The following is a 20,486-nucleotide window of genomic DNA, read 5'->3' on the forward strand; positions in this document are numbered from 1 at the left end:
GCTCGCCGGAGCGGATCGCCGTGAGCCTGCCCCCGACCGCCGCCGGCCGCCTCTACGCGGCGGGGGGCGCCCTCCTGGCCGTGATGCCGGCCGCCATGGTCCTCGCCAACCGGTCGAGCCCGCTGGTCGTCGGGCTGGCAGCGCTCGCCTTCCTGGCCGGGCGATGGGCCGAGGCGGATGCCAGGGCGCTGCGTCGTCGCCTCCTGGCACCCCTCGCGACGCCGCTCGCGGGCGCGGCCCTCGCCTTCCTGGCCTGGGCTCTCGTCTCTCTGACCTGGAGCCCGTTCCCGGCCGCGTCGCTCCGGGCGCTCGCCGAATTCCTGCCGACTTTGGTCGCCGCCTACCTCCTGGCGTGCCTCGCGCCCGGCCGGATCCCCGCCTTCGCGCCCCGGCTCGGAGCCGTCGCGGTCGGCCTCGCAGGGCTTCTGATCGCGGCGGATCTCGCCTCGGACCTCGCCCTGTCGCGGGCGCTGGGCCACCGCGCCGCGGCCTTCGTCCATAACCGCCCCGCCCTGACGCTCGATCTCGTGGCCGGCCCGCTGGCGCTGCTTCTCTGGCGCCGCCGCGCCCGGGGCTCGGCTGCCGCGACCCTCGCCGCCGCGGCCCTCGGCGTGATGCGCTCGATCAGTGGCGCCGCCCAGCTCGGCCTCCTCGCCGGCGCCGCGATGGCCGCCGCAGCACGATTGCTTCCGGTTCGGGCCGGCCTCGGCCTCGCCGGACTCGGTCTCGGCCTCGCCGTGGCCCTCGCCCCCGTGGAGGGCGATCTCCTCGCCCGCGCCATGCCGGAGGCCGCCCACGACCGCCTCGTCCAGTCCTCTTCCCGTGCCCGGGTCGCCATTGCCCGCAGTTTCGGGGCAACGGTCGCGGCCGACCCCTGGCGGGGCGCCGGCTACGGCACCAGCGCGCGCTTCGCCGAGACCCCGGTCGCGCAGGCGGTACCAGCCGAGATGCGGGTCCTCCTGGGCGTCGGACACCCGCACAACAGCTTCCTGCAGGTCTGGGCCGAGCTGGGCCTGCCCGGTGCGATCCTCGCCGCGCTTGCCCTGATGCTGACGCTCGCCCGGATCGCCGGCCTGCCGGCACCGGACCGCGCCACGGCACTCGGCCTCGTCGCCTGTGCGGCGGCGATCGCCTTCGTCGAGCACAACGGCTGGGCCGCATGGTGGACGGCGGGGCTGGGCGCTGCCATCACCTGGATGCGCGCGGCGTCACGGGCCGGCGCGATCGAGAGATCCGAGATGGACGGTCCCGCATGAGCGCGTTTGACGTCGACCTCTTCGTCATCGGCGGCGGCTCCGGTGGCGTGCGTGCTGCGCGGATCGCGGCCGGATACGGCGCGCGGGTGATGCTGGCCGAGGAGTACCGGGTCGGTGGAACCTGCGTGATCCGCGGCTGCGTTCCGAAGAAGCTGATGGTCTATGCCGGCCGCTTCGCCGACGAGTTCGAGGACGCCGCCGGCTTCGGCTGGACGGTGGACAAGCCCCGCTTCGACTGGGCCACCCTCAAACGCCGCCGCGACGCCGAGGTGACGCGGCTCGAGGGCATCTACGACGCCAACCTGATCCGCGCCGGCGTGGAGATCCTCCCCGAGCGGGCCGTGATCGAGGATCCCCATACCGTGCGCCTGGCGTCATCCGGGCGCACGATTCGGGCCGAGCGGATCCTGGTGGCGGTGGGCGCGCATCCGGTGAAGGAGCCGGCCGTGCCGGGAATCGCGCTGGCGATCACGTCCAACGAGGTGTTCGAGCTGGAGAGCCTGCCCGAGCGCATCCTGGTGATCGGCGGCGGCTACATCGCGGTGGAGTTCGCCGGCGTGTTCGCGGCGCTGGGCAGCCGGACGACCCTGCTGCACCGGGGCGACAGGCTGCTGCGCGGATTCGACGACGAGGTTCGGGACGCCCTCGCGGAGGCCTACGGCCATCGGATGGACCTGCGGCTCGGACGCACCCTGACCCGCATCGAGCAGCGGGATGGCGGCCTCTGCGCGCGGCTCGACGACGGCAGCGACATTCTGGTGGACCGAGTGCTCGTCGCCACCGGCCGGCGGCCGAACGTCGACGGGCTCGGCCTCGACCGGGTCGGCATCGAGACAGATTCCGCCGGAGCGATCCCGGTGGACGCCTACTCCCAGACCAAGGTCCCGTCGATCTACGCGGTGGGGGACGTCACCAACCGAGCCAACCTGACGCCCGTGGCGATCCGCGAGGGCCACGCCTTCGCCGACACGGTCTTCGGTGGAAAGCCCTCCTGCGTCGACCATCGACTGATCCCCACAGCGGTCTTCTCGACCCCCGAGATCGGCGTCGTCGGCCACAACGAGGCGTCCGCCCGCACGATCTTCGGCAAGATCGACGTCTACAAGGCGCGCTTCCGGCCAATGAAGGCGACCCTCTCCGGGCGCGACGAGCGCATCCTCATGAAGGTGCTGGTCGACTGCGCCAGCGATCGGGTCGTGGGCGTCCACATCGTCGGCCACGATGCCGGTGAGGTGATTCAGGCGGTGGGGATCGCGGTGACCATGGGCGCCACGAAGGCCGATTTCGACCGCACCATCGCGGTCCATCCCACCGCCGCGGAGGAACTCGTGACGATGCGCGTTCCGGAGGTCACCAAGCATCCGGTCGGCGTCGGCTAGCGACTCCCCGGAGGGCGGGGGCCTCGACGCGGTGCCGGACCGAGCCATATCAGGGGCATGGGCAAGCAGGGCGCAGGCAAGGGACGACGCGAGGACGACGCGCACGCGCGGCGGCAGGCGGTTATCGACGGCCTTCTGGCCGACGCCCTGCGGCCGGCCTTCCACCGGCCGCCGAGCCACGAGGCCCTCCCGCCCGACATCCGCCAAGCCATCGACCGCCTGCTCGCCAAGGCGGAGGCGCAGCGCAGCCGCTGTCTGACCTACGACGATCTGGAGGAGGCCCTGCCGCCCCGGGACGTCTCCGCGGAGGATCTGGAGGCGATCTTCTGGATTCTCGCCGAGCACGGGATCGAGGTGGAGGACGGCGAGGCCTGAGCTCGGGGCCTGCCTGCCCTCGGTTTCGGACACTCGCAAGTCCGCGGGAACCTCTCTATAAGCCGCGCTTCGCGCACGAGGCGCGATCGCACGAAGAGGTGCGCGGAGAGGGACCATGGGCGAGCGTTGGACACCGAAGAGCTGGAGACATCTGCCGATCGAGCAGGTTCCCACCTATCCGGACTCAGCCGCCCTGGGTGCCGTCGAGTCGCAGATCGCGAGCTTTCCGCCGCTGGTTTTTGCCGGTGAGGCCCGCAAGCTGAAGGCGGCGCTCGGGCGCGTCGCGGCGGGCGAAGCCTTCCTGCTTCAGGGTGGCGACTGCGCCGAGAGCTTCGACGAGCATTCCGCCGACAACATCCGCGACTTCTTCCGGGTGTTCCTGCAGATGGCGATGGTGCTGACCTTCGCGGGCGGGTCGCCGGTGGTGAAGGTCGGGCGCATCGCCGGGCAGTTCGCCAAGCCGCGCTCCTCGCCGACCGAGACCCTCGAGGGCGTGAGCCTGCCGAGCTACCGAGGCGACATCATCAACGGCATCGGCTTCACCGAGGAATCGCGGATCCCGGACCCGCGCCGGCAGCTCGAGGCCTACCGGCAATCGGCCGCGACGCTGAACCTGCTGCGCGCTTTCGCGACCGGCGGCTACGCCAACCTGGAGAACGCCCATCGCTGGATGCTGGGCTTCGTGAAGGATTCGCCGCAATCCTCCCGGTACCAGGACGTCGCCGGCCGCATGACCGACGCGCTCGACTTCATGCGCGCGATCGGCATCAACCCGGAGACCCATCCAGAGGTGCGGACCACGGACTTTTACACCAGCCACGAGGCCCTGCTGCTCGGCTACGAGGAGGCCCTGACCCGCGTCGATTCGACCACCGGAGACTGGTACGCGACCTCCGGCCACATGCTGTGGATCGGCGACCGGACCCGGCAGCCCGACCACGCACACGTGGAATACGCCCGCGGCATCAAGAACCCGATCGGCCTCAAGTGCGGCCCGTCCATGAAGGCGGAGGGCCTGATCCGCCTGATCGACCTGCTGAACCCGGAAAACGAGCCAGGGCGCCTCAGCCTGATCTGCCGCTTCGGGGCCGAGAAGGTCGGCGAGCACCTGCCGGCTCTGATCCGGGCCGTCGAGCGCGAGGGACGCAAGGTCGTGTGGATCTGCGATCCGATGCACGGCAACACCGTCGCGGCGGGCCGCTACAAGACCCGGCCATTCGAGCGGGTGATGCAGGAGATCGAGGGGTTCTTCGGCGTGCACCGGGCCGAAGGCACCATCGCGGGCGGCATCCACCTGGAGATGACCGGCAAGGACGTCACCGAATGCACCGGCGGCGCCCGGGCGCTGACGGCCGACGACCTGCAGGACCGCTACCACACCTACTGCGATCCGCGCCTCAATGCGGAGCAGGCCCTGGAAGTGGCGTTCCGCACCGCCGAGCTGGTCAAGGCCGAGCGCAACCACGTGGAGCGCCCGCGCCTCGACGCCGCGGAGTAGCCTCGGTCCAGGCACCGACACGTCGACGTGGTGCGCCGCCCCTCAGCCGGGACCGCGCACCGCGTCGGCCGTTGATCGTCCGCCTCGCTCGATCGCTACCGGCGCGGAGAGCCCGAGCGCGCTCAGCAGCGCGGTCGCGCCCGGAAACACCACCACGATCGGACCGCGGATCGGACCGGATCGGTCCAAGGGCAGCGCAGCCGCACCACGATGCCCCGCTCGGCCCCGGCAGTCGGTCGGTGAGGCGGGGTCTGGCCGCCACGTCCGGATGCACGCCCGACCGCCGGCGGTTCAAACGCCGCCGCCGGGATCACGCTCGGCGGGACGACGCTGGGGATGACGCCCGCACTGCGGATGACCGGAGCGTTTCCGGTGCGCTTACCGCTGCGCCGAACGGAGCGGCGCGTCCGTCTGCGGCGGCTTCAGGGGCTCGACCGACTGGCCGTCGCGCAGGTCCGGAGCCGGGCTGTAGATGATGCGGCTGTCAGCGGGCAGGTCGGAATCCAGCTCTAGGGTCCGCCCGAGATCGCGCCTTACCCGGATGGTCCGCCAGGTAACCCGGTCGTCGTCGCCCAGGGTCGCGACCTGCAGGCCGTTGCCGTTGAACACCGTCGCCTCGGCGGGGATCGTCACGCCCGGCTCTGTGCGGGGGATCTTGAGGGTGACGTAGGCGTAGAGCCCAGCCCGCAGCGCGCGGTCGGGATTGGGCACGTCCACCTGCGTGGTCAGCGTCCGCGACGCGGCATTCAGCGCAATCGAGCTGCGTTCCACGAATCCCTCGAAGCTCCGCCCCGGGATCTGCGGAACGGTGATCGACGCCTGAACGCCTGGCTTGATGCCGGCGGCATCGTTCTGCGGCACGTTCACGGTAATGCGCAGGGTGCTGTCCTGATCCAGACTCAGGAGCGGTGTGCCGCCGTTGTCGGCCCGGACGAGGTCACCGGTGTCAACGTTGCGGACCGTGACCACGCCGTCGAAGGGCGCCACGACCCGCTCGAACGCCGTCAGCGCCTTGAGGCGATCGACCACGGCCTCCTGGGCCTTGATGTTGGCCGTGGCGACCTTCACGCCGGCCTCCGCGGCGGCGAGGGTCGCGGCCTGGGCGAGAACACCGGCCTGGGTGTTGTCGGCGTTCTGCCGCGAGGCCCAGCCCTGGACCGCGAGGGTCGTGGTCCGGTTGTTCGTCAGGTTGGCGAGGTTCACGTTGGCGCGGGCCTGCTCGACCTGCGCCTGCGCTTGGAGCAGCTGCGCCCTCAGCTGACCGACTTGCGCCTCGGCCTGGGCGAGTTGCTGGTCCAGATCCGGGGCTGCGATGCGCAGAAGCAGATCCCCCGCCTTCACCCGCGATCCGATATCGACCCGGCGCTCGGCAATGTAGCCGGTGGCGCGGGCGGCGATCGCCGCCGTGGTGAAGGCCTGCATCTCCCCCGGCAGCGTGAGATCCAGCGGCCCCTCCGCCCGCGCGGCCGCGACGGTGTGCACTTGCGGCACGAGGGTCTTCACCCGCTCCAGGGTCGCGGTCGCCGCCGCGTCGCGCTGCCAATGGCCGTAGGCGCCCCAGACCAGCAGGCCGGCTCCGACGAGCCCGACCAGCAAAAACGGAGCCTTGCCGGGCGGCGGAGGAACGTCCGCGGCCGCGTCGTGCGCCTTCATCGATCGGCTCTCCGCCCCGGAAGCTCGGCCGGGTCGCCGCGAACGTAGCGGCCGAACTCCGTGCCGGCCAGAGCGGGGATTGGACGCATCACCACCCTGTGGCTGCCCCATGGCCGATCTGCGGTGCTCTCAAGCCAGGGAAACCCGGATCGGACCACGCGCCTAGCGCTGCGGGCCGGTCACCAGCGGACGGCCGCTGAGCCGCTTGTGCAGGTGGACCATCAAGGCGATCCCGAAGAGCGGCGTCAGCAGATTGAGGATCGGAACCACCATCAACGCCGCCAGCAGGCAGCCGGCGCCGAGCGTCCGGACCGGGAAGGTCCGGCGCATCGCGGCGGCCTCGGGGAGCGGCCGGAACCGTGATGCCGCCATCTCGAAATATTCCCGCGCCAGCAGATAGGCGTTGGCGGCGAAGAACGCCGCGATTCCGATCACCGGGACGAAGAAGATGACCAAGGCCGCGAGATTTACCAGCAGGGTCAGACCGGCGAAACGGACCGCGTAGAGCATGGCGGTCCCAAACGGCATGGCGCGTCCGGGGGGATCGTTCGGAAAATCGGTGCGCTCCACGATCTCGGCGGCATCGTCGAGGAAGAACCCCGCGACGACGATCGAAACGGCCGGCATCAGGTAGGCGAGCACCACCACGAGGCCGAACCCGGCGAGGTAGTAGGCGAGGCTGTCGAGGATCGGGTACTGGGCGGAGATGTGATGGCTCGCTTGGAACGCCTGGATCAGCCGGGTGAGACCAAGCCAGACGAGGAGCAGGAGCCCGAGCGTCAGCCCGAGGGACTTCCAGAGGATCGCCCGGAGTGGCGGCGAGAAGGTCTGGCGCAACGCCGCCGCGGCGGACTCGACGAGCATCGGGCAACGGTTCCGGCCCGCGCCGAAAGCGGCGCAGGCGCGTTGTGGAGCGGGGCGACGACCGGTGCAAGGCCGGGATCCGTCGCAGGGAAACAGGCTGCGGGGAGCACGCGTGCAGGACACGACAGGTCAGGTCTCGATGCCGCGGACGCCCGACTCCCGATGGGTCGATCCGCCGGTCCGCCCCGCTTTCCGGCCGCGCCTCGCGCCGCTGCCCTCGGCGCCGGAGGTGCTGATCGTCGGAGCCGGAGCCGCCGGGATCGGCGCCGCCCGGACCCTCGCGGCACGGGGTGTGCCAGTCGCCGTGCTGGAGGCCCGGGATCGCGTCGGCGGCCGCGCCCTGACCGTGACCCTGCGCGGTCACGCCCTCGACCTCGGAGCCCACTGGCTGCATGCCGGGCCGATCAATCCGTTGGTGGCATTGGGTCGGACACGGGGCGAACGGCTACGCCGCGCTGCCCAGGAAAGCCATGTCTGGGTCGGGCGCAGGCCCGGCCGCGGCGACGAGATCCGGGCCAACGGCCGCGCCTTCGACCGCGCGGACCGCGCCATGACCCGCGGCGCCGCGCAGCCCGGCCCCGATCGGCCGGCCGGCAGCGCCCTGCCGCCCGGGCTCGGCCCCTGGGGCGCGCGGGTGGCGCAGGTCCACGGCMTCGTCTCGGGCCGGCCGCTGGGTGAGGTTTCGCTTCAGGATTTCCCGAGCCTCGAATACGGCGACAATTATTTCCTGGCCGATGGCTACGGCAGCTATCTCGCCCGGCTGGCCGACGGATTGCCGGTGGCTTTGGCGACCCCGGTAGAACGGATCGACTGGTCCGGCGGCCGGATCCGCGCGACCACCGCGACCGGCGTGGACCACGTCGCCCGCGCCGTGATCGTGACGGTGCCGATGATGGTCCTGCGGGACGGGCCGGTCTTCACGCCGCCGCTCCCGAACGCGGTCCGCGCCGCCATCGACGGCTTCACCACCGGGATCTACGAGCACGCGGTGCTGCACTGGCCGTCGAGCCCGTTTCGGGGCCGCGACAGGCTGGCCGCGATCCACGGCGGCCGGCGCGCGCCGCCCGGGCTGCTCACACGCATCGACGGCACGCCGTTTCACTACTACGAGCTCGATCTCCACGAGGCCGCCGCGATCGATGCCGCAGGCTCGGGCGCGGACGGCGTGCGCCGCCATGTCCGGGCGGTCCTGACCGAGCATTTCGGGGTGGGGCGGCTGCGCGACCTCACGATTCCGGCGGTCAGCCTGTGGCGTCACGACCGGTGGTCGCGCGGCTCCTGGGCGGTGGTGCCGCCCGGCCATGCGCCGGCACGGCAGGCCCTCCGCGCGTCGGTCGCCGATACGGTCTGGTTCGCCGGCGAGGCGCTGTCCCGCGAGCAATGGGGCACCGTCGGCGGCGCCTACGCGGAGGGCGTCCGCGCCGCCGAAGCCGTGGCTGCGGTCGTTGGGGACAAGGCCGCGCAGCGTATCCGCCCGGGCACAGGCTGATGCGCGCGCAGCGCGGACAGGCCTGGCGTGCTTGCCCGATCGGACCAAGACAGGCATCCCCCGGGCGACACGCGTCAGGGGGCGGCGATGGATTGGGTCGAGGGGATCGGCTACCTCGGGACGGCGCTGACCATTTCGGCGACCGCCATGAGCACGATGATCCCGTTGCGGATCATCTCGCTCTGCGCGAGCTGCGCGGTGATCACCTACGGCACCCTGATCGGCAGCATGCCGGTCGTGTTGACCGAGCTGATCCAGATGCCGTTCAACGCCTACCGGCTCTGGCAGATGATGCGCCTCGTCCGCGACGTGGAGACCGCTGCCGACGGCGACCTGTCGCTGGAGTGGTTGCGGCCCTTCGGCTCGCGGCGCCCGTTCGGTATCGGCGAGGTGGTGTTCCGCAAAGGCGATCTCGCCAACGAGATGTACTACATCGAGAGTGGGCTGTTCCGGATCCCGGAAGTCGGGATTGAGGTGCGCAAGGGCGGGATCGTTGGGGAGCTGGGCCTGCTGTCGCCCGGCAACGCCCGCACCGCCTCACTTGTCTGCGTTGAGGCGGGCCATGCCCTGTGCGTGTCATATTCCGACGTCAAGCAGCTCTATTACCAGAACCCGGAATTCGGCTTCTACTTCCTGAAGCTCACCAGCGAGCGCCTGTTCCAGAGCGGGCAGGGCGCCAAGCAGCCGGTCACCGCGGGCGACGCCCTGTAGCAGAGCAGGACGCCTCCGGGTCAGAGCATGCTGGGCAGGATGCGGTCCGGCGGCCGGTGGCCGTCCATGAAGGTCTTGATGTTGATGATCACCTTCTCGCCCATGTCGATGCGGCTCTCGTAAGTCGCCGAGCCCATATGGGGCAGCAGGACGACCTTGCCCTGGCGGGCGAGCTTCACGAGCCGCGGGCTGACGGCGGGCTCCTGCTCGAACACGTCGAGGCCGGCCGCAGAGACCTCGCCGCCCTCGATGAGACGCGCCAGGGCGTTCTCGTCGATCACCTCGCCGCGGGCGGTGTTCACCACGATGGCTTCGGGCTTGAGCAGCTTCAGGCGCCGCGCCGACAGCAGGTGATAGGTCGCGGGCGTGTGCGGGCAGTTCACCGAGACGATATCGACCCGCGCCAGCATCTGGTCGAGGGATTCCCAGTAGGTCGCGTCCAGCGCGCTCTCGATCGCCGCCGGCACCCGCCGACGGTTGTGGTAGTGGACCTGCAGGCCGAAGGCGCGGGCGCGCTTGGCGAGCGCCTGGCCGATCCGGCCCATGCCGACGATGCCGAGGCGCTTGCCGGTGATCCGCCGGCCGAGCATCCAGGTCGGCGACCAGCCGGTGGTCCACTCGTCGTCCGGGATGATGCGCGCGCCCTCGGTGACCCGGCGCGCCACCGCGAGGATCAGCGCCATGGTCATGTCGGCCGTGTCCTCGGTCAGCACGCCGGGCGTGTTGGTGACCGTGATGCCGCGCTCGAGGGCCGCGGCCACGTCGATATGGTCGACGCCGTTGCCGAAATTGGCGATCAGCCGCAGGTTCGGGCCGACCTGGGCGATCAGTCCGGCATCGATCTCGTCCGTGACGGTAGGAACCAGGACGTCGGCCTCCCGCAGGGCCGCCGCCAGGGCGTCCGGCGCGAGGGGCGCGTCTTCCGAATTGAGCCGGACGTCGAACAGCTCGCGCATCCGCGTCTCGACGGCATCCGGCAGGCGCCGCGTCACGACCACCAGCGGCTTGCGCTTCGACACGTGTCTCTCCCCGTCAGCCCTGCGGCCCTGTTTGCGGCTTACGCCCGGCGGCTCTCGTCCGGACCGCTTCCCGCAAGCGTCCGTTAACCGAACTCGGCCAGACAGGATCGGTCACGGGGCACCGGTTGCGGAGCCTGTTCCGACCCTTCGGCCTCTCTACCAGAGGTGGGCCGGAACACAATCGGAAGCGGGCTCGCTTACCGAACCCGGCCGACTTTCGACAGGCCCGGCACCCACCAGAGCCACGTCCGGATAGGGAGAGGACCATGCGCGTGTCACGCCACAGCTTCGCCGTCGCGGCGCTGCTGGCCTTCAGCCTCACGACCGGCGTCCGGGCGGCGGCGCCCGCAGGACCCGAGGCGGGCGTCGGGCCGGTGACCAAGCTGCCGCTGCCACGCTACGCGAGCCTGAAGACCGATCGCGTCAACCTCCGCGAGGGGCCGTCCAAGGATCATCGCACTCTCTGGGTGTTCCAGCGCGCCGGCCTGCCGGTCGAGATCGTGGGCGAGTTCGAGACCTGGCGCCGGATCCGCGATTCGGAAGGCACCGAAGGCTGGGTGCTGCACTCGCTCCTATCCGGTCGCCGCACTGCCATAGTCAATGCCGGTCCGGACAAAGGGGCCGAGAAGGCGGCTGTGTCGCTCCGCGCCAAGGCCGACGACGGCTCCGAGGACGAGGCCAAGCTCCAGACGGGGGTGATCGGCAGCGTCAAGAGCTGCACCGGAACATGGTGCCGCCTGATCGTCGCACTCCCGAACAAGCGCGACGTCGACGGCTACATCCGGCAGAATCGCCTCTGGGGCGTCTACCCCAACGAAGTCGTGGAATAGGAGCCGGACCCACGAACGAGAAAGGCCCGGACGAAACCGGGCCTCACCGTCAGTGTCAGCTGGACTGCGCCGGCGCCGGATCAGCTCTGGCGGCGGCCGGCCGGGCGACTGCGCCGCAGGCGGACGATCACCTCGACGCCGGCGATCTCCATGCCCTCGGGGGCCTCCGGGAGCGAATCGACCGTGATCCCGCAATCGGGCATGTCGATCACCTGGCTCTCGTCCTCCAGGTAGAAGTGGTGGTGCTCGGTCGGGTTCGTGTCGAAATATGCCTTCGACCCGTCGAGAGCGAGTTGGCGCAGCAGCCCGGCCTCGGTGAACTGGTGAAGCGTATTGTACACCGTCGCCAGGGAGACCGGCACCTTGGCGCGCATCGCCTCGTCGTAGAGCATTTCGGCGGTGAGGTGGCGGTCGCCACGGCCGAAGAGCAGCCAGCCCAGGGACAGGCGCTGCCGGGTCGGCCGCAGGCCCGCCCGACGCAGGCGGTCGCGCAGATCGGACAGCGGGCAGCCGCGGCGCGGAGTCCCGTTGGCCTCCAGCTGGGGGGCGGGGACCCGGCCGTTGAAGGCGGCCTGGAATGGCACCGGTTCGGACATCGCTGGACTGAACGCTCGACGAGGGGCCTGAAGGAACGGACGTCTCCTGAGTATATTGAAGTGGTCGGGCGGTCGCAACCCGAGCCTTGCCCGACCGCCTGGACCGCGGTTGAAGGCTTTGAAGGCGCGACGCCTCATGCTAACCCGCGCGCCAGCCGACGGGGCGAGTATTGTCGTCCGCGACGCGAAGATCGCGCACATCCGAGGAAACAGCCACCGCAATGCCGCCAGACGCCGACACACCCGCGCAGGGCGCGAACCGCCGGTCACACTATTCCTACGAAGATCTTCTGGCCTGCGGGCGCGGCGAACTCTTCGGACCGGGCAACGCGCAGCTGCCCCTGCCGCCGATGCTGATGTTCGACCGCATCACGTCCATCGCCGCGGAGGGCGGCGCCCACGGCAAGGGGCACGTGACGGCCGAGCTCGATATCCGGCCTGACCTGTGGTTCTTCCCCTGCCATTTCCAGGGTGATCCGGTGATGCCGGGCTGCCTCGGCCTGGACGCCCTCTGGCAGATGCTGGGCTTCCATCTGGGCTGGCTCGGCGCGCCGGGCCGCGGCCGCGCCCTCGGCGTCGGCGAGGTGAAGCTCGCCGGCCAGGTTCTGCCGTCGATGAAGAAGGTCGTCTACAATGTCGACGTGAAGCGTGTCCGCCAGGGCAAGCTGGTTCTCGGCATCGGCGACGGCTGGCTCGAGGCCGACGGCGAGCGCGTCTATCAAGTTCAGGACATGCGGGTCGGCCTGTTCCAGAGCTGAAATCGCGCCAGTCGAACGTCCGGTTCGCGGCGAGGCCGCAACGTCGGACGGTCTCGGCGGTTGAGATTGTGTCCGCGTCACCTTAGCTGACCGGGACGCGGCCCGGGCGACCGAGGCCGCGACGGAGGTAGTGTCACCATCATGCGCCGCGTCGTCATCACCGGGATGGGTATCGTCTCGTCCATCGGCAACAACACGCAGGAGGTGCTCGCCTCCCTGCGCGAAGCCCGTTCGGGCATTTCGCGCGACGCCAGCTACGCCGAGCACGGCTTCCGCAGCCAAGTCTCGGGGGCGCCGACCCTCGATCCGGAGGGTGTCGTGGATCGGCGCGCGATGCGCTTCCACGGCGGCGGCACCGCGTGGAATCACGTGGCCATGGATCAGGCGATCCAGGATGCCGGGCTCGCGCCCGGCGACATTTCCAACGAGCGCACCGGCATCATCATGGGTTCGGGCGGACCCTCGACGCGGGTGATCGTCGAGGCCGCAGCCATTGCCCGCGAGAAGGGACCGAAGCGGATCGGCCCGTTCGCCGTGCCGAAGGCGATGTCGTCGACCGCCTCGGCGACCCTGGCGACCTGGTTCAAGATCCGGGGCGTGAACTACTCCATATCGTCGGCCTGCGCGACGTCGAACCACTGCATCGGCAACGCCACCGAGATCATCCAGGGCGGCCGGCAGGACATCATCTTCGCGGGCGGCTGCGAGGATCTCGACTGGACCCTGTCGGTGCTGTTCGACGCCATGGGCGCGATGTCGTCCAAGTTCAACGACACGCCGTCGCGGGCCTCCCGGGCCTACGACGCCAACCGTGACGGCTTCGTCATCGCGGGCGGTGCTGGCGTTCTGGTCCTCGAGGAATTGGAGCACGCCAAGGCGCGGGGCGCCCGGATTTATGGCGAGGTCGCCGGCTACGGCGCCACCTCGGACGGTCACGACATGGTGGCCCCCTCCGGCGAGGGCGCCGTGCGTTGCATGCGCCAGGCGATCGAGGGACTCAAGGGCGCGCGAATCGACTACATCAACCCGCACGCCACCTCGACGCCCGTGGGCGACGACAAGGAGATCGAGGCGATCCGCGAGGTGTTCGGCCGTGGAGACGATTGCCCGCCCATCTCGGCCACCAAGTCGCTGACCGGCCATTCCCTGGGCGCCACCGGCGTTCAGGAAGCGATCTACAGCCTGCTGATGATGAACAACGGATTCATCTGCGAGAGCGCGCATATCGAGACCCTCGATCCGGCCTTCGCCGACATGCCGATCCTGCGTGCGCGCCGGGACAATGCCCAACTCGGGCACGTGCTGACGAATTCCTTCGGCTTCGGCGGCACCAACGCGACCCTGGTCCTGAAACACGTCGACGCCTGACCGCGCCGCGGAACTGGATTTGCGCGGTCGGCGTTTACCCGATGTTGGGATTCGGTGATGGCGATGAGCACTTTCATCTTTGGAACGCTTGGCGGCCTGCTGATCGCCGGTTGCGCCGCCATCTACGCGAAGCAGGCGGTGATCGAGGATGCGCACACCCATACGGACGGGCACTTCTAAGCCAGTCCGTAATGCCGGAGTAGCCCCGCCTCGCGGCGGGGCTTTTTTTTGCCCGCCACTGACCGCGTTTGGAACGCGGGGCGAGGCGCGTTAAGGCAGCCTGACGCGTTCCGTATCGGGACGGCGGTCTGCCGCCCCCGCCTCACGGGGACGGCCTAATCGGTCAGGATGTGAGTCGGCATGACGGGTTTGATGGCAGGCAAGCGCGGCCTGATCATGGGCGTCGCGAACGATCACTCGATTGCCTGGGGCATCGCCAAGGCGCTGCACGGCCAGGGTGCGCGGCTGGCCTTCACCTATCAGGGCGAGGCGCTCGGCCGACGCGTGGCACCACTAGCCGCCAAGGTCGATTCCGACATCGTGCTGCCCTGCGACGTCGAGGACATCGCCTCCGTCGACGCGACCTTCGAGGCCCTCGACGCACGATTCGACGGCGGCCTCGATTTCGTCGTCCATGCGATCGGCTTCTCCGACAAGGCGCAACTGAAGGGGCGCTACGTCGATGTGACGACCCGTGAGAATTTCGTGCGCACGATGACGATCTCGTGCTTCTCGTTCACCGAGATCGCGCAGCGCGCGGCCAAGCGCATGACGCCGGGCGGCGCCCTGCTGACGCTGACCTACGGTGGCGCCACGCGGGTCATGCCGAATTACAACGTCATGGGTGTCGCCAAGGCGGCCCTGGAGGCGTCCGTCCGCTACCTGGCGAGCGATCTTGGCCCGGATGGGATTCGCGTCAACGCGCTCTCTGCGGGACCGATGCGGACGCTGGCGGGTGCGGGAATCGCCGACGCGCGGCTGATGTTCAACCACCAGCGCGCCCATGCGCCGCTGCGGCGCACGGTGAGCCTGGACGATGTCGGGGGCTCGGCCCTCTACCTGCTGTCGCCGCTCTCGGGCGGTGTCACCGGCGAGGTCCACTTCGTGGATGCCGGGTACAACATCATCTCGATGCCGCGCCCGGACGTGCTCCAGGCCCAGGATGAGGCCGGCGTGGTCGGAGATGCCTGACCGTGCCTCACTCCTCCGGGATCCGCCCCGGGGGGAGGGGACCGGCCGGACCGCCGTGCTCGCCGCGGACCGACCGGCGCTGACGCTCGGCGCGCACCGCCTCGGGGGAGGGTGGGGCCGAGGGATAGTTGGAGGCGAACGGATTGGGCGGCGCGCCGCGCCCGGATCCGCCGAGGAGCCGGTCGAAGAAGCCCTGCTCGGCACGGGCAGGCTGCGCGGCCATAAGGAGGGCGATGGCGAGGATCGGGCGAAGCTGCATCGTCGTCTGCGTACCGGGATCTTGCCGCTAGACTCACTTTCCGGCAGATTGGAGGCCGGCGGGCAGGTCACCTGGAACCGCGGGGCCTCCGGCGGGTTCGCGGTCATCGAAGAGGGCGCGTACAGGAGGCGTGATGTCCGAGGTTACCTATCGCATCGTCGAACACGACGGCGGCTTCGCCTACAAGGTCGGCGACGTGTTCTCCGAGACCTACCCGAGCCGCGAGGCGGCGCTGCAGGCGGCCCAGGCCGCGGCGGCCGAGCAGCAGGTGCCCGGCTCGACCGAGGGCATCCGCTACCAGGACAAGGCCGGCGGCTGGCACGACGAGACCGCGCAGGGCAGCGATCGGCCCCGCGCCCGGGTCGTGGAGTAGTCGGCCCGGACGTCATGGGCATGGGTGGTCCGGCGCATCGACGGGGACGGCGATGGCACGCCCTCGGCGGGTGACGCCGGCTGCGCCCGCCGAGGCGCCGATCCGGCCAAAGGGCGCGCGCCGCACGACCCCGTCGCCCGAGACGCTCGCGGCACTCGGTCCCGACCGTCTCATCGGGCTGATCCTTGGTGAGACGGCACGCAATCCCACGTTCAAGAAGCTGGTCAGCGCGGCCCTTGCCGCTCTACAGGGACCGGATGCCGTCGCGGCGATCGTCGACCGGCGTCTCACGGCCCTGGAGGGGGCTCAGGGCTTCATCGACTGGCAGAAGCGTCGATCGTTCGCGGCCGATCTCAACGCTACCGTCACGGTGATCCTCGACGAGTTGCGACCCCTCGACCCGGGGGCGGCCCTCGACCGGCTCCTGCGCTTCCTCGACGCGGCCGACGCGGTGCTCAATCGCGTGGACGACAGCACCGGCGCAGTCCAGGGGGTGTTCGAGCGCGCCTCCGACGCCGTCGTGGCGATGACGGGCTCGTTGCCGCCAGACGATGCCGTACGGGTCGCGGCGAGCCTCGTCGCACGCTGCGCGTCGGAACCGCTCGGTCCGCATGCGGCCGTGCTTGGAGACATGATCCCGTCCCTGCCCGAAGAGGCGCTCGGCGCGGTTGACCAGCGGCTCGCCGCAACGGACGCCGCGCAGGCGACGGACTGCGATCTCGACCGGGGGGCGACCCATCACCGTCGGGCGGGCCTCGTCCAGATCCTGCGTCTGCGGCAAGCCATCGCCGACCGGCGTGGCGATGTGGACGCGTACATCGCCCTCGAAGGCGCGCTGCTACCCGGCCGCGAGAGCCGTGCGGAGATCGCCCGGCGGCTACTCGACGCCGGGCGGCCAGGCGAGGCGCTGGACTGGATCCGGCGCCCGCAGGAACCGGGATCGCGCATCGCCACCCGGGCCGACCTGATCGCGGGGTTCGACCCCCGCGGACCCGATCGGGCGCGGCAAGCGCTGGAGATCGAGATCCTCGACACCCTCGGACGGGCCGATGAGGCGCAGGCCCTGCGCTGGGCGCGATTCGAGCGCGATCTCGACGCGCCGATGCTGCGGACCTACCTGGCCAAGCTTCCGGATTTCGAGGACGAGGAGGCGCTCCAGCGCGCCCTCGACTGGGCCGACGCGTTCCCGCAACCGCACCGGGCGCTCGCCTTCCTGGTCGGGTGGCCGGACCTGAACCGCGCCGCAGGGCTCGTGACCGCGCGCCCGCAGATCTGGCAGGGCGACCAGTACGCCGTGCTGGCGCCGGCCGCCGAGGCGCTGAGCCAGGACCACCCGGTCGCCGCCACGATCCTGTACCGGCGCCTGCTGGACGACATCCTGGAATCCGGTCGCAGCGCCGCCTATCCGCACGGGGCACGCTACCTCGCGGAACTCGATGGCCTGGCGGGCCGCCTCGCCGCGGGCGACGTCACCCCCGATCCGCAGACCTATCGCCACGATCTGCGGCGCATGCACGGACGCAAGCATGCGTTCTGGGGATCGGTCAGGGACTGAAGCGGCTAGGCGCGATCAGGTCAGTCTTCGACCACGATGGCGTCAACGCGATCCGGATAGAACGCCACATGCTCCCGGATCGCCGCGACGGCGGGGAAGGGGTCCCCGTAGCTCCAGACCGCGTCCGGCCGCCGGGTCCCATCGACGACGAGGTCGAAATAGTGGGCATCACCCTTGTACGGGCAATGGCTTGACCGCTGTGAGGCGACGAAGCAGCTGGATCGGATGTCGCTCCTCGGGACGTAGAAGACGGGTGGATAGTCCGCTTCCTGAAGGCGCAGCGCGTTGCGGGTATCGGCGACCGGCACGCCTGAGACGACGACGCGGACGCGGCGCGCCTCCGGCGCGATCGTGATCGGATGATCCGGTCCAGGCACCTTCATGACACTCCCCCCTCACCGGGCCTCAGTTCGATGGTTCCGAGTGCATCCGCGAGCCGCGTCTGCGCCGTACCGGGCCTGAGCGGCTTCTGCTGAGTCTCGTGCGGGACCCAACCCGAAAGCCATAGCACCTCGAAGGTCGCCCGCACCCGTCCATCCGGATCCGAGAACCGTTCGGCGTAGATTTCGGCCGTCCGCAGGAGGGTCGCCCGCCGCAGCGGCGTCCGCCGACGCTCGACGAGCACGTTGGTCATGCCCATCGCGCGCAGATCGCGCAGGAGACCGAACGGGTCCGCGTAGCGCACCGTCAGCGTGTCGGTGTCGGCCACCGGCAGCGCGAAACCCGCCCGTTGCAGCAGGGCGCCGGCCTCGCGGACGGCGGCGAATGGAGCCACCCGGGGGCTGATCCCGCCTTCGACCTCGCTCTCGGCCTGGGCGAAGCTCTGACGCAGCTCGGTGAGCGTCGCACCACCCAGCAGGCAGCCCAGGAACAACCCATCCGCCCGCAGGGCACGGCGCAGCTGGATAAGCGAGCCCGGCAGGTCGTTCACGGCCTGCAAGGCCAGGAGCGAGACGGCGAGATCCAGGCTTCCCGGCGCGAGCGGAAGCACCTCCGGGTCGCCGACGATCACGGCGCCGCCCGGCTCCGGAAGTGCCGCGAGGCGGAGATGCCGCGCCTCCGGATATCGGGCGGCGAGCATCCGGGCGGCCACCGGTGCCGGCGTGGCGAGGTCCAGGACCGCCGTGAAGCTGCGCAGGACCGCCCCCAGGCGGTCGTCCAGGTCCTCGGCGAGGCGATCGAGGAGGAAGCCCGGATAGCCAATCCGCCCGGCGCGGGCGAGGCGGCGCCGGGCGAGGCTCGTGTCGAACAGGGCGGCGGGAGAATCCATCGTGGCTGAGATGGCATCTGGGGACGCGTCGCGCCACCTCTCGCGCCCGCCCGCATGGTCCGCGCGCACGGAACCGTGAGCTGCGCTATGGTGATGGAACGACTCGGCAGCGTCGCTGTTCCTGCTGCAACCGGCCTTACGGCCGAGATTCCTCATGGAGCACACATCATGAAGCGCATGCTCGTCGGGGCAGCCGTGGCCCTCACCACCCTGGCTGCCGCGGGCGGCGCCGAGGCGAAGGGCTGCATCAAGGGCGCCATCGTAGGCGGCATCGCCGGCCACTATGCCGGTCATCACGGCCTTATGGGTGCCGCCGCCGGCTGCGCCATCGGCCGCCACCGCGCAAATTCCCGTGACCGCCAGGTGGAACAGCAGCAGATGGCGCCGCAGGCACGTCCCGTCTCCGCGCGCTGAGCGCGCCGGTCACTGGGATCCCGTTCCCCGCATGACGGCCTTGCACGCCGTCGCAACGGCCCTGCGCGGTCTGCCGCGCGGGGTTCTGTCGCTGATCTACCCGCCCACTTGCGCGGGCTGCGGCAGCGCCACCGCCGATCCTGGCGCCCTGTGCCCGGCCTGCTGGTCAGGCCTGCGCCTGATCGACGAGCCGGTCTGCCAGCGCTATGGCACGCCGTTCGCCGTCGATCTCGGCGTCGGCCCGCTGCTGTCACCGCGGGCGATCGCCGAACCTCCGGTCTTCGGGCGTGCCCGGGCCGTCGCCCTCTATGATGCCGGGGCGCGCCGCCTCGTCCACCGTCTGAAATACGAGGATCGGCTCGATCTGGCCCAGGGGATGGCGCGGATGATGGCCGCGAGCGGGCGGACACTGATCGCAGACGCCGAATGTATGGTCCCGGTGCCGCTCCACCGGGGACGTCTGTGGCGCCGTCGGTTCAACCAATCGGCCCTGCTGGCCCGAGCGATCGCCGCTTCGGCGGGCTTACCCATCGTTCCGACGGCACTGATACGCGTACGAGCGACGCGGTCGCAGGTCGGGTTGAGCCGCGCGGCGCGGGCCGAGAACCTCAGCGGCGCCTTCCGGGTGGCAGCTGCCGAGCAGCATCGGATCCGCGGGCGGCGGGTTCTGCTGGTCGATGACGTCGTCACCACGGGCGCAACCGGCAATGCGGCCGCCCGGGCGCTGCTGCGCGGCGGCGCCGCGTCGGTCGATCTGCTCACCTTCGCGCTGGTCGGCGACGCCACGGGGTGAGCCGCGCCGTCAGCTGGGCGCTGGGTTCCGGTTGGAAAAGCGCGCCGCCAGGGAGAAGTCGAAGGCTTCCGCGATCCCCTCGTACCACAGCGAGAACGGCGTCGGGTGCGCGAGATGCACGGCGCCTTCGACCTCGCCGCCCGTGTGCTGGAGCGCGGCCCCGTGACGGGCGGCGAGCCGCAGCATCGGACCATTGCCCGACAGGCAGCGGACGTGCAGGTCGATCACGCCGCGATGGCGCGCCGCGCGGGCGATCCGGGCGAACAGGTCGGCGCCGAGCCCGCGCCTGCGGAACGGGCGCTCCACCGCGAACGCAGCCTCGGCATGCGGACCGAGGACGCACCGCGATACGCTCGGACCCATCGGCCGCAATTCGCCGAGCCCACGTATCACGCCATCCGCGAAGGCGCCGTACATCACGCCCTCAGCGATCAAAGCGCGCGCGGCATAGGCCCTGACACCGGCCTCGCTGACATTGCCCATGAAGCGGCTTGCCCGGGTCTCCGGATCCAGCCGCAGGAAGTAGTCCAGCACCGCGTCGCGATCCGCCTGCCACAGGCGCCGGATGCTGTGGGCGGGCACATCGGGGGCTTGTCTCGCCATGATGAAGCTCCGGTTCGTGCGCGCTGCCGCGCGGATTGGTCCGGACGCTCCTCCCCAGGACGAGGACGATGTCGCACTGCGCCAGACGTTGTGCAATGCAGCGCGATGCACGGGTGCCCCTCTGTGAAGCCACCTTGTGAGCGGGCTATGGGACGCTTCAACGCGGCTGTTTGCCCCCGGACTTGATTCAGGCCGAGCTTGCGCGGCACTGGAACCGGCTCCGGGTCGTTGA

At 70.5% G+C, this 20,486-nt stretch carries 23 protein-coding genes; 15 read left to right on the forward strand and 8 right to left on the reverse strand.

What is annotated here, in order from left to right; all coding sequences use genetic code 11:
• The first annotated feature begins 83 nt into the window (after nucleotides 1-83).
• From ACXJKQ_RS00805 to ACXJKQ_RS00820, 4 genes are all read left to right on the forward strand, one after another.
• Nucleotides 84-1,256: an O-antigen ligase family protein gene (locus ACXJKQ_RS00805; RefSeq protein ID WP_457104062.1), complete on the forward strand. Its 1,173-nt coding sequence runs from the start codon at nucleotides 84-86 to the stop codon at nucleotides 1,254-1,256.
• Nucleotides 1,253-2,635 carry a glutathione-disulfide reductase gene (gor, locus tag ACXJKQ_RS00810; protein WP_457103860.1) on the forward strand — a complete coding sequence of 461 codons (1,383 nt, stop codon included), beginning with the start codon at nucleotides 1,253-1,255 and terminating at the stop codon, nucleotides 2,633-2,635. The genes ACXJKQ_RS00805 and gor overlap by 4 nt, the downstream gene beginning before the upstream one ends.
• 57 nt (nucleotides 2,636-2,692) lie before the next feature.
• The gene (locus ACXJKQ_RS00815; RefSeq protein WP_457103861.1) at nucleotides 2,693-3,010 is read left to right on the forward strand and encodes an RNA polymerase sigma factor region1.1 domain-containing protein; all 318 of its coding nucleotides are present in this window, start codon (nucleotides 2,693-2,695) and stop codon (nucleotides 3,008-3,010) included.
• A 115-nt stretch (nucleotides 3,011-3,125) separates the two neighbouring features.
• Entirely contained in the window at nucleotides 3,126-4,508 is a 1,383-nt protein-coding gene (locus ACXJKQ_RS00820; protein ID WP_457103862.1) for a class II 3-deoxy-7-phosphoheptulonate synthase, read from the forward strand.
• A gap of 378 nt (nucleotides 4,509-4,886) precedes the next feature.
• Here the strand turns inward: ACXJKQ_RS00820 and ACXJKQ_RS00825 are convergent, their stop codons facing one another.
• Entirely contained in the window at nucleotides 4,887-6,161 is a 1,275-nt protein-coding gene (locus tag ACXJKQ_RS00825; protein WP_457103863.1) for an efflux RND transporter periplasmic adaptor subunit, read from the reverse strand.
• 162 nt (nucleotides 6,162-6,323) lie between these two features.
• Nucleotides 6,324-7,025 (reverse strand): sulfate transporter family protein, encoded by a 702-nt coding sequence (locus ACXJKQ_RS00830; RefSeq protein ID WP_457103864.1) that lies wholly within the window; start codon nucleotides 7,023-7,025, stop codon nucleotides 6,324-6,326.
• A gap of 139 nt (nucleotides 7,026-7,164) precedes the next feature.
• On the opposite strand from ACXJKQ_RS00830, the gene ACXJKQ_RS00835 reads away from it, so the two are divergent.
• Nucleotides 7,165-8,514, forward strand: coding sequence for a flavin monoamine oxidase family protein (locus ACXJKQ_RS00835; RefSeq protein WP_457104063.1), 1,350 nt, complete (start codon nucleotides 7,165-7,167; stop codon nucleotides 8,512-8,514).
• Nucleotides 8,515-8,601: 87 nt separating this feature from the next.
• Nucleotides 8,602-9,225: a Crp/Fnr family transcriptional regulator gene (locus ACXJKQ_RS00840; RefSeq protein WP_457103865.1), complete on the forward strand. Its 624-nt coding sequence runs from the start codon at nucleotides 8,602-8,604 to the stop codon at nucleotides 9,223-9,225.
• A gap of 20 nt (nucleotides 9,226-9,245) precedes the next feature.
• Here ACXJKQ_RS00840 and ACXJKQ_RS00845 read toward each other — a convergent pair whose 3' ends face one another.
• Nucleotides 9,246-10,244 (reverse strand): 2-hydroxyacid dehydrogenase, encoded by a 999-nt coding sequence (locus tag ACXJKQ_RS00845; protein ID WP_457103866.1) that lies wholly within the window; start codon nucleotides 10,242-10,244, stop codon nucleotides 9,246-9,248.
• A 266-nt stretch (nucleotides 10,245-10,510) separates the two neighbouring features.
• Here ACXJKQ_RS00845 and ACXJKQ_RS00850 point away from each other — a divergent pair, with 266 nt between their 5' ends.
• Entirely contained in the window at nucleotides 10,511-11,074 is a 564-nt protein-coding gene (locus ACXJKQ_RS00850; protein ID WP_457103867.1) for an SH3 domain-containing protein, read from the forward strand.
• A gap of 80 nt (nucleotides 11,075-11,154) precedes the next feature.
• On the opposite strand, the gene irr is transcribed toward ACXJKQ_RS00850, so the two are convergent.
• Nucleotides 11,155-11,670, reverse strand: coding sequence for a Fur family transcriptional regulator Irr (irr, locus tag ACXJKQ_RS00855; RefSeq protein WP_457103868.1), 516 nt, complete (start codon nucleotides 11,668-11,670; stop codon nucleotides 11,155-11,157).
• Between the two features lie 221 nt (nucleotides 11,671-11,891).
• On the opposite strand from irr, the gene fabA reads away from it, so the two are divergent.
• The 4 genes from fabA (at nucleotide 11,892) to fabI (ending at nucleotide 14,987) form a co-directional block, all read left to right on the forward strand.
• The gene (fabA, locus tag ACXJKQ_RS00860) at nucleotides 11,892-12,428 is read left to right on the forward strand and encodes a 3-hydroxyacyl-[acyl-carrier-protein] dehydratase FabA (protein ID WP_457103869.1); all 537 of its coding nucleotides are present in this window, start codon (nucleotides 11,892-11,894) and stop codon (nucleotides 12,426-12,428) included.
• A 141-nt stretch (nucleotides 12,429-12,569) separates the two neighbouring features.
• On the forward strand, nucleotides 12,570-13,796 hold the full coding sequence (gene fabB / locus ACXJKQ_RS00865; RefSeq protein ID WP_457103870.1) for a beta-ketoacyl-ACP synthase I: 1,227 nt from the start codon (nucleotides 12,570-12,572) through the stop codon (nucleotides 13,794-13,796).
• 57 nt (nucleotides 13,797-13,853) lie between these two features.
• Nucleotides 13,854-13,976: a hypothetical protein gene (locus ACXJKQ_RS00870; protein ID WP_457103871.1), complete on the forward strand. Its 123-nt coding sequence runs from the start codon at nucleotides 13,854-13,856 to the stop codon at nucleotides 13,974-13,976.
• 180 nt (nucleotides 13,977-14,156) lie between these two features.
• Complete coding sequence (fabI, locus tag ACXJKQ_RS00875; RefSeq protein WP_457103872.1) at nucleotides 14,157-14,987, forward strand: enoyl-ACP reductase FabI; 831 nt, start codon at nucleotides 14,157-14,159, stop codon at nucleotides 14,985-14,987.
• A gap of 7 nt (nucleotides 14,988-14,994) precedes the next feature.
• Here the strand turns inward: fabI and ACXJKQ_RS00880 are convergent, their stop codons facing one another.
• Nucleotides 14,995-15,246, reverse strand: coding sequence for a hypothetical protein (locus ACXJKQ_RS00880; protein WP_457103873.1), 252 nt, complete (start codon nucleotides 15,244-15,246; stop codon nucleotides 14,995-14,997).
• 133 nt (nucleotides 15,247-15,379) lie between these two features.
• Here ACXJKQ_RS00880 and ACXJKQ_RS00885 point away from each other — a divergent pair, with 133 nt between their 5' ends.
• Nucleotides 15,380-15,619, forward strand: coding sequence for a hypothetical protein (locus ACXJKQ_RS00885; protein WP_457103874.1), 240 nt, complete (start codon nucleotides 15,380-15,382; stop codon nucleotides 15,617-15,619).
• Nucleotides 15,620-15,671: 52 nt separating this feature from the next.
• Entirely contained in the window at nucleotides 15,672-17,174 is a 1,503-nt protein-coding gene (locus ACXJKQ_RS00890) for a DUF6880 family protein (protein ID WP_457103875.1), read from the forward strand.
• Between the two features lie 20 nt (nucleotides 17,175-17,194).
• Here the strand turns inward: ACXJKQ_RS00890 and ACXJKQ_RS00895 are convergent, their stop codons facing one another.
• Nucleotides 17,195-17,557, reverse strand: a complete 363-nt coding sequence (locus ACXJKQ_RS00895; RefSeq protein ID WP_457103876.1) for a DUF427 domain-containing protein — start codon at nucleotides 17,555-17,557, stop codon at nucleotides 17,195-17,197.
• Complete coding sequence (locus ACXJKQ_RS00900) at nucleotides 17,554-18,444, reverse strand: methyltransferase domain-containing protein (RefSeq protein WP_457103877.1); 891 nt, start codon at nucleotides 18,442-18,444, stop codon at nucleotides 17,554-17,556. The genes ACXJKQ_RS00895 and ACXJKQ_RS00900 overlap by 4 nt, the downstream gene beginning before the upstream one ends.
• 168 nt (nucleotides 18,445-18,612) lie before the next feature.
• Between ACXJKQ_RS00900 and ACXJKQ_RS00905 the strand changes: the two genes are divergently transcribed.
• Both ACXJKQ_RS00905 and ACXJKQ_RS00910 read left to right on the forward strand, forming a co-directional pair.
• A complete protein-coding gene (locus ACXJKQ_RS00905; RefSeq protein ID WP_457103878.1) occupies nucleotides 18,613-18,858 on the forward strand; it encodes a hypothetical protein in 246 nt (81 codons plus the stop codon).
• Nucleotides 18,859-18,889: 31 nt separating this feature from the next.
• Nucleotides 18,890-19,651 (forward strand): ComF family protein, encoded by a 762-nt coding sequence (locus ACXJKQ_RS00910; protein WP_457103879.1) that lies wholly within the window; start codon nucleotides 18,890-18,892, stop codon nucleotides 19,649-19,651.
• 9 nt (nucleotides 19,652-19,660) lie between these two features.
• Here the strand turns inward: ACXJKQ_RS00910 and ACXJKQ_RS00915 are convergent, their stop codons facing one another.
• A complete protein-coding gene (locus ACXJKQ_RS00915; protein ID WP_457103880.1) occupies nucleotides 19,661-20,254 on the reverse strand; it encodes an N-acetyltransferase family protein in 594 nt (197 codons plus the stop codon).
• Between the last annotated feature and the right edge of the window lie 232 nt (nucleotides 20,255-20,486).

The sequence above is a fragment of the Methylobacterium sp. P5_C11 genome (genome assembly GCF_054049775.1).